Source organism: Daejeonella sp., assembly GCF_030695525.1.
Classification (GTDB): Bacteria; Bacteroidota; Bacteroidia; order Sphingobacteriales; family Sphingobacteriaceae; genus Daejeonella.
In genome coordinates this window covers 1-8,579 of record NZ_JAUYSS010000010.1, presented here as the reverse complement: position 1 = coordinate 8,579, position 8,579 = coordinate 1, and the positions used below count along the sequence as shown (strand labels likewise).

Genomic DNA, 8,579 nt, shown 5'->3' with positions numbered 1-8,579 from the left:
AATCGCGTTCCATTTCAAATTAGGAATAGCCGGAAGCTACCTCCTCCGGCAAGGTTTATTTTACCCGGAACTGCTGGTGCGCGCGTGCCGCGCGTTCCAGTATTTATCTAAAGAAGCACACGCGACACGCGTGCGCTAGCACGGGCAGCTGTAGCATTTTGCCCAGTCAGATTTTTATGTTACAGAGGACTTTATGGGCAAAAACTACGGCAGAACACGGGGCTGGCACGACCGAAGAGAAACAGCCCTTGCTTTCTAAAACAAGAAAAAGTTAGTTAATCTAAACTATCCCGGCAAAATTTTAAATCAAACTCACATTAAAATAAGAAAAAATCTTCCCGGGTGTAACCTGATCCAAAAAGCTGTTGTCATAGTTTTCAGATCTTTGATCAGGAAAGAAATTATTTATTATTTACAAAAAAAATATTATGGAATTTTTAATACCAATATTACTTGGCCTCGGCCTATTTGCTGCAATATTCGGCATCCGTTATCTGCAGAACAAAGAGAATATGTTAATGATCCAAAATGGTATGGATCCGGGAATACGCCGGCCAAAAGGTAAGTCTTATATCAACTTAACCTGGGGCTTGTTATTAATGGGAGCCGGTATCGGACTGTTCTTAGCATACCTTCTGGACAATACTGTACTTAACTTTGATCATCCGAACAGGGATGAAGATGCAAATGTGGCGATTTACTTTGCTCTGATAGCCATATTCGGTGGATTAGGCCTTTTGATTTCACACATCATTGAGAAAAAGGAATCAAAAGAAGAAAATAAAACTTAATGAAGAAGGAGGCCCGGGCCTCCTTCTTCATTAAGTTTTAGGAATTATTGCCACTGTCAGCCTGCTCACGCAATTCATTTTCCCCCTATTGTCATATAGCCTGATATCCCATACATGGGTTTTACCACCAATATGAATCGGTTTGCAAATTCCGGTCACGAAGCCTGATTTTACCGGCCTCAGGTGATTGGCATTAACCTCGAGTCCCACACCAATATACTTATCAGAATCGATAATCATATTTGAAGCCACACTTCCAAGCGACTCGGCCAAAACCACAGAAGCTCCGCCATGTAATATCCCATGAGGCTGATGCGTTTTTTCATTGACCGGCATGCGGGCAGAAATAGAGTCCTCTTTAATTTCGGTAAATTCGATTCCAATCAGTTCACCGATATGTCCTTTGGGCCTGCCATTAAGTTCTTCAACAGTATAATCCCTTGACCAGATCATAAATATCTTTCTTTAAGAATCCGCATATGATGATTCAGATGGCCGGCAATAATAAAAACAAGGGCTTTAACAGAAATAGGTTTCTCATTTGAAATTCCAACACGTGCAAGTTCATTCTCATTCAGACTTTTGATCAGAAAGAGATTGGCTTTCCGCAAATGTTCAAACTCTTCTGCCATGCTGTCGAGGCTTCTGTCGGCAAAATGAGCATTGGCCACATAATCATTTTCTTCAAAACCGGCTAAGGGAGTTGCATCGTTTCGGGCAATCCTTAATGTCCTGTATGCCATGATTCGTTCAGTATCCAAAATGTGTCCTACAAGTTCAAGAATAGTCCATTTCCCTTCAGCATAGGCGAAACTGGCTTTTTCTGAGGGTATTTCTTTCAATAGTGCCGGAAAGGATCCAATCTGATGTTCCAGCTCAGCGAGTACATCATTAGGTACAGTATCAATATAACCCTTGTAAAAAACAGGGTATTCTTCAGCTTGTGGTTGGTTCATAGGTCATATTACTTTTTAAAACAATTCGGAAAGTTGTTCCTTTACCGATTTCAGATTCTTTAACAAATACAGTTCCCTGGTGATAATTTTCGACAATCCTCTTGGTCAGCGATAGACCCAATCCCCAGCCCCTTTTACGTGTAGTGTATCCGGGTTGAAATACCGCTTCAAATTTAAGTCGGGGTATGCCCGCTCCGGTATCAGAAATATCAATAAACACCTGCTCCTTTACCAGGTTCTCCCTGATTTCAACCTTAATGCTCCCGGTATCTTCGATTGCATTCACTGCATTTTTCAAGATATTCTCAATTACCCAATCGAAGAGCGGGACGTTGATCAAGGCCTCAACTTGCTTATCTCCACTAAGAATGAATTCAATCTTATCACTCACCCTGACCCTGAAATAGTTTACAAATTCTTCAACCACGTCGTAAACCACATGATTATGCAGAATGGGTTTGGATCCGATCTTCGAAAACCTATCGGCCACCATTTCAAGGCGCTTCACATCGTTCTCCATTTCAAGAATCAGGGGATCATCCGGTACATTGAACCTGGATTTCAGTAATTCTGTCCAGGCCATCAATGATGAAATCGGTGTACCCAGTTGATGGGCAGTTTCTTTCGCAAGTCCAACCCAAACCTGATCCTGTTCTAATCTTTTTGCAGAACTAAAAACCGCATAAGCCACCAGTAAAAAGATAGCAATCACGGATAACTGTATGTAGGGAAATGCCCGAAGTTGGGTTAATAGTGTCGAGTCTTTATAATATACATACCATTTCTCCCCATTCATAATATTGAGATCCAGAACAATTGGTTGAGGATGCTGGGATTTCATTTCCTTCAACTCCTTTTTAAAATACTTCGGATCGTATTTCTTGGTTGTATCAGAATCCAGATCAAAATTTGTTTTTGTACTGTCAAGTCCGCGCCAGGTAATGATATTCTCTGCTGAATCAACCACAATTGCAGGTACGGCAAGGCTGTCTCTCATGCTGTAAATGAAGGTGATATACTCATCATTTACATCAGGCATAGCGATGATATTACGGGTACTTTTCGCCCATAATTCAGCCCTTGTACGCTCTGCAATTGATATATTCCTGACCAGATAATCAGTATACCACAATGAGGCACCCGCTATGACCACTGCAAAAGCAAGTAAAATAAACTTCCAGCGGCGTTTCCATTCGTATTGGTTCATATCGATAAGCAAATTACAAAAGGAAAATGAAAGAGTAGCAGGTTTTTTAGTTGTTGGTTGTTAGTTGGTTGGTTGTTAGGAATGTAGTGGTTCATTGAAAATTTATTAGTCATAACCTGGATTCTTAGTTGTTACCTGTTATCCGTAATTTATTACTTCATATAGGATGTGTGAGTCTTGGCTGAATTTTGAATTCTCAACTGTCAACCCGATAGCTATCGGGTGTCAACTCTCAACTGTCAACTCTCAATTCTCCATTCTCAACTCTCAATTCTCAACTATTCCCTATCTTTGCCCCATGCCTGATATCACAAAAAAAGTAAGAGTACGATTTGCACCCAGCCCCACAGGAGGTTTACATCTTGGGGGAGTTAGAACTGTGTTATTTAATTACCTTTTTGCCCGCAAACATGGTGGTGATTTTATACTTAGAATAGAAGATACCGATCAAAGCCGCTATGTAGAAGGGGCAGAACAATACATACTCGATTGCCTTGCCTGGTGCGGATTAAATCCCGATGAAGGACCTGAAAATGGCGGCCCTTTTGCGCCATACCGTCAGAGTGAGCGCAAGGACAATTACCGGAAATACGCAGAACAGCTTGTCAGGGATGGCTTTGCTTATTATGCCTTCGACACCCCGGCAGAACTGGACGAGCAGCGGCAAAAATTTCCAAACTTTCGTTACGGACATGAAAACCGGGATACTTTACGGAATTCCCTGAACCTATCGCAGGAGGAAACTCAGGCACTCCTGGATAAGGGAGTAGCGCATGTTATCCGAATCAAGGTTCCGGTTGATGATGCTGTTCATTTTTACGATATGATTCGAGGGGATGTCAGCTTTGACACCAATCTTGTTGATGATAAAGTACTGCTAAAAGCTGATGGCATGCCTACCTATCACCTTGCGGTGGTTGTGGATGATTATCTGATGAAAATTAGCCATGCCTTCCGCGGAGAAGAATGGCTCCCTTCAGCACCGGTTCATATCCTGCTTTGGGAATATCTTGGATGGAAAGCAGATATGCCTCATTGGGTACATCTTCCACTTATTCTCAAACCTGATGGAAATGGTAAACTAAGCAAGCGTGATGGCGACCGGCTTGGTTTCCCTGTGTATGCGATGAACTGGAAAGACCCAAAAAGCGGGGAAATAACCAGGGGATTCCGTGAAATGGGATACCTGCCAGAGGCTTTTGTCAATATGCTGGCCCTTCTAGGCTGGAATGACGGAACCGAACAGGAGATCTTCAGTATGGAAGAGCTTATTGAGAAATTCAGTATCGAACGGGTGAGCAAAGCCGGCGCAAAATTTGATTTTGAGAAAGCGAAGTGGTTTAATCATGAGTATATTAAGAAGAGTCAAGTAGCAGGTATCAAGAATCAGGTACTTGAAATCCTGAAAGCTAAAGAAATCCAAATTCAGGACAATGAGTATTTTGATAAAGTTCTTGAAACCGTCAAAGAGCGCATGACCTTTCTTCAGGATTTCTGGGATCAGGCATCATTCTTCTTTGAGCAGCCAGCATTTTATGACCTGAATGCGGTTAAACCCAAATGGAGCATTGCCAAAACCGAATATTTCAATGAACTGATTAAAACCTGGGAAAGCACAACAGCCTGGGAAGCCCTAAATCTGGAAACTATTTTTAAAGCATTGGCTGAAGAAAAAGGCCTTAAACCGGGTGAGTTGATGTTGCCTTTCAGGGTTATGCTTGTAGGAGGCAAATTTGGTCCGGGAGTTTTTGATATTGCGGTGCTTCTTGGAAAAGAGAAGACTATCCAGCGGATTCAAAAAGCGGTTATTGCTTTTACGGAGGAGTAATGAATGACGAAATCACCTGGGCATAAAGAAAGTTGATTTCGTCAGTCACTTGCTTAAATGGTGACTGACGAATTTAAAGGTATGACGCCTTAGTAAATTCGTAAGTCTTAATCCCTAAATCGAAATCATTTGAACGAAATTTTAATGCTAGCGCCCACCCGTGGCGCGTGATTCCTGATTTTCCTTAACGGTTAATTCATATATTTAATTAACCAAAACCTCAATAATGAATTTCAAATCCTCATTCATCCCTCTCAGGGCGAGTAACTTCTATTTCTTTATACTATTCCTTTTCATTTTCATAAATTTTACCGCCTGCAAAACAACTGAAAGCCCCTCTCTGGCTATTGTCAATGCCAAAATCTGGACCGGTGATGAGACTCAGCCCTGGGCAGAAGCAATCGCAATTAAAGGCGAGACAATAATTCATGTAGGTAGCAACTTAGAAGTCAGGAAAATGCTGGCTGATGGAACAGAACTTATCGATGCCCAAGGTCAGATGCTTGTGCCAGGTTTTAACGATGCTCATGTTCATTTTATTGATGGTGGTTTCGGGTTATCCTCGGTTTCTCTACGTGATGCGAAAACAAAACAGGAATTTATTGATCGAATTGCTGCCTTTGTCAAAACGGTCCCTGCAGGTACCTGGATTTTGAATGGCGACTGGGACCATACGAATTGGGGTGGCGAACTTCCGCAAGCCAACTGGATCGATTCGGTGAGCGCCGATCATCCGGTTTTCGTTCAGCGACTGGACGGACACATGGGTTTGGCTAATTCTGCGGCAATGAGAATTGCAAAAATAAATCCCGCTACTGCGGATGTTGAAGGAGGCTCAATAGTCCGTGCTAAAAATGGAATGCCCGAAGGTATTTTCAAGGACAATGCGATGGGGCTTATTGGTCAGCATATTTCTGACCCTTCGGATGAGTTGAAAGACAAAGCGCTTCAGGCAGCGATGAAGTATGTAGCCGAAAATGGTGTTACATCAGTACAAAGTATGGGTGGCTGGCAGGATCTGAAAGTCTACCGGAAAGCTGCAAAAAAGGGACTCTTAAACACACGAATCTATGCCGTAGTTCCATTATATACCTGGAAAAAACTTCATGAAGAAGTTGAAAAATCAGGAATAGGCGATTCCTGGTTAAAGATCGGAGGTTTAAAGGGATTTGTTGATGGATCTTTGGGATCGCATACCGCGGCATTTAAACAGACTTTCAGTGACACCCCGACTGATAGCGGCTTTCTCGTTACACCTGTAAAAGAACTGTATGAGCAAATATCCGCCGCCGACAAAGCCGGATTACAGGTCATGGTGCATGCCATAGGCGATAAAGCGATTGAAGAACAACTAAATATTTTTGACAGGGTTGAAAAGGAAAATGGAAAACGCGACCGGCGTTTCCGTATTGAACATGCCCAGCATATTGCCCCTGAAGATTTGAGCCGATTTAAATCACTGAATGTCATTGCCAGCATGCAGCCCTATCATGCAATTGATGATGGACGATGGGCTGAAAAAGTAATCGGCCCCGAACGAATAAAAACGACCTATGCCTTTAAAAGTCTGCTGGATAATCAGGCGGTTCTGGCCTTTGGCAGCGACTGGTTCGTAGCACCTCCAACACCCCTTGTGGGAATCTATGCTGCGGTGACCCGTCGCACACTGGATGATAAAAACCCCGGTGGATGGGTCCCTGAACAAAAAATCAGCCTTGAGGAAGCCTTGAAAGCATATACCTATAATTCGGCATACGCCTCCTTTGAAGAAAACAATAAAGGAATTTTAAAAAGGGGCTATCTCGCAGATTTCGTAATTCTGGATCAAAATTTGTTTGATATCAAAGCTGAAGCCATCAGGGATGTCAAAGTAATGAAGACCTTTACAGGTGGAAAGCTGGTTTTTGATCGCGGCAAAAAATAGATTTGTTTTAAATATTTGAAGAATCAATTTTAAATTTCATTAAAATAGGTGAACTCGACATATTATTAGAAAACCACATAGAAACATAGCATTTTATAGCTACCAACCTTCATTTTAGATACAGATAGCCTTGAAGCTTCGCTTCAATCTATGTAATTTAAAATCTATGTTTCCTTTAAAGCATAAAATAAGATAATCTATGTGGTTAAATATTAATCTTTAGATATTTATATATCGAACTCACATTAAAAATATAAGAATATGAAGTGGTTAGGCAGACGCGGAAGCGGAAATATTGATGACAGACGTGGTATGAGCGGTGGTGGTATGGCCATTGGCGGCGGGACAATTATTCTCGTCATCCTGGGCTTATTATTTGGCGGAGATCCACAATCTATTTTAAATCAGGTATCCCAAAATCAGCCTGTTCAGGAAGGAAAGATTGGCTCTCCTCAGGATGATGCCGGCAAATTTGCAGATGTGGTTCTGGCAGATACGGACGAATTATGGACTGAAGTGTTCAGGGAGAACGGAAAACAATATGAACGGCCAACTATGGTCCTTTTCGATGATCTTGTGGCTTCTGCCTGCGGATCGGCAAGCTCTGCTACGGGTCCTTTTTACTGTCCTTCAGATCGTCAAATCTATATTGATCTCAGCTTCCAGGCAGAGCTGAAGAACAAGTTTGGTGCCGGCGGCGATTTCCCGATGGCCTATGTCATTGCCCATGAAGTAGGGCATCATGTCCAGAACCTTTTGGGCGTATCAGAAAGTGTTCAAAGGTTGCGCAGCAGCCTGAGTGAGGCAGAGTACAACCAATTATCTGTTAAGCTGGAATTGCAGGCAGATTTTTATGCAGGTATGTATGCTAATTTCATTCAGAATCTGGAACAAAACGGCGGAAGTGTATTGGAAGCAGGAGATATCGAAGAGGCCCTTACAGCAGCCAGTGCGATTGGAGACGACCGCCTACAGAAACAATCCCAGGGCAGGGTAGTACCTGATTCCTTTACCCACGGAACTTCAGAGCAGCGTATGAGATGGTTCAGGAAAGGCTATGAAAGTGGTGATATGAAACAGGGTGATACGTTTAATGCGAGGGATTTGTAGGTTTTGTGACTTACCTGTTTAGCGCCGTGTCATTGCGATTGTAGTATTTTGTCATTGCGCAGCGCGGCAATCCCAAAACTATAAGCACTAATCGTCGTGAGATTGCTTCGTCGTACCTCCTACCCATGACATAGTTCTTGTGCCTCCTTCAAATGACAGTGCTTTTAGGAAGGAAATTGTACTCAGGGAACAAACTCTGATCTAAAATCACTAAGTTCCCTCAGCTACTGAAGGGCAGCTTTCGGGATGACAGTACTCGTGATGTAAATACATTTCTCAATTCCCTATTTCCCATTCTCAATTCTCAACCATTGCTGTCCGGTTAAATTCTGTACCGGGCATAATATCTCGATAAAGGTTTAACAGACTCACATTCTAGCTAATTTCAAAATAAGAGGCCCACTCTCAACCTTTCCTCCCTCCATTGCCGGGGGGCGATTTCCTTTTGAAGGCCAATCCCGATGGCTATCGGGACTTCAATCCCTAGGTGCCTTTGCCACATGCCCCTGCGCATCAAAAAAAAAGGGATCGCTGCTTTTGGGAGATAGAAAAATATGTAAGCATTCCGGTTATGATCCCAAAATCTGATGCTCGCAAGTGCTATTTGAATGTATCTGCTTATTTTTTTTTGATTTTGCTGGCACTGGGGATTGAATCGTGCTTCGGAACCTTTTATCGGATATGATTGGTAGTTGGGACAGTACTCTGGCCTACAATTTCCTGAATTAAGGGTAGAATCAGTTTTTATAATATCACTGCCTTA

The 8,579-nt window shown here is 42.5% G+C and carries 7 protein-coding genes; 4 read left to right on the top strand and 3 right to left on the bottom strand.

All coding sequences use genetic code 11. The features are described 5' to 3' along the window. The first annotated feature begins 428 nt into the window (after positions 1-428). Positions 429-791: a DUF6249 domain-containing protein gene (locus tag Q8S11_RS01780; protein ID WP_305660362.1), complete on the top strand. Its 363-nt coding sequence runs from the start codon at positions 429-431 to the stop codon at positions 789-791. Positions 792-821: 30 nt separating this feature from the next. On the opposite strand, the gene Q8S11_RS01775 is transcribed toward Q8S11_RS01780, so the two are convergent. Genes Q8S11_RS01775 through Q8S11_RS01765 form a run of 3 tightly spaced genes read right to left on the bottom strand, consistent with a single transcriptional unit; the run spans position 822 to position 2,954 of the window. Then, positions 822-1,244 (bottom strand): hotdog fold thioesterase, encoded by a 423-nt coding sequence (locus Q8S11_RS01775; RefSeq protein ID WP_305660361.1) that lies wholly within the window; start codon positions 1,242-1,244, stop codon positions 822-824. Next, positions 1,241-1,747, bottom strand: a complete 507-nt coding sequence (locus Q8S11_RS01770; protein ID WP_305660360.1) for a DinB family protein — start codon at positions 1,745-1,747, stop codon at positions 1,241-1,243. The genes Q8S11_RS01775 and Q8S11_RS01770 overlap by 4 nt, the downstream gene beginning before the upstream one ends. After that, on the bottom strand, positions 1,728-2,954 hold the full coding sequence (locus Q8S11_RS01765) for a HAMP domain-containing sensor histidine kinase (protein WP_305660359.1): 1,227 nt from the start codon (positions 2,952-2,954) through the stop codon (positions 1,728-1,730). Before Q8S11_RS01765 ends, Q8S11_RS01770 begins: the two co-directional genes overlap by 20 nt. A gap of 298 nt (positions 2,955-3,252) precedes the next feature. On the opposite strand from Q8S11_RS01765, the gene gltX reads away from it, so the two are divergent. From gltX to Q8S11_RS01750, 3 genes are all read left to right on the top strand, one after another. Beyond that, positions 3,253-4,782, top strand: coding sequence for a glutamate--tRNA ligase (gene gltX, locus Q8S11_RS01760; RefSeq protein ID WP_305660358.1), 1,530 nt, complete (start codon positions 3,253-3,255; stop codon positions 4,780-4,782). 226 nt (positions 4,783-5,008) lie between these two features. Next, the gene (locus Q8S11_RS01755; protein ID WP_305660357.1) at positions 5,009-6,706 is read left to right on the top strand and encodes an amidohydrolase; all 1,698 of its coding nucleotides are present in this window, start codon (positions 5,009-5,011) and stop codon (positions 6,704-6,706) included. A 261-nt stretch (positions 6,707-6,967) separates the two neighbouring features. Beyond that, positions 6,968-7,816 (top strand): neutral zinc metallopeptidase, encoded by an 849-nt coding sequence (locus Q8S11_RS01750; protein WP_305660356.1) that lies wholly within the window; start codon positions 6,968-6,970, stop codon positions 7,814-7,816. Positions 7,817-8,579: the final 763 nt, after the last annotated feature.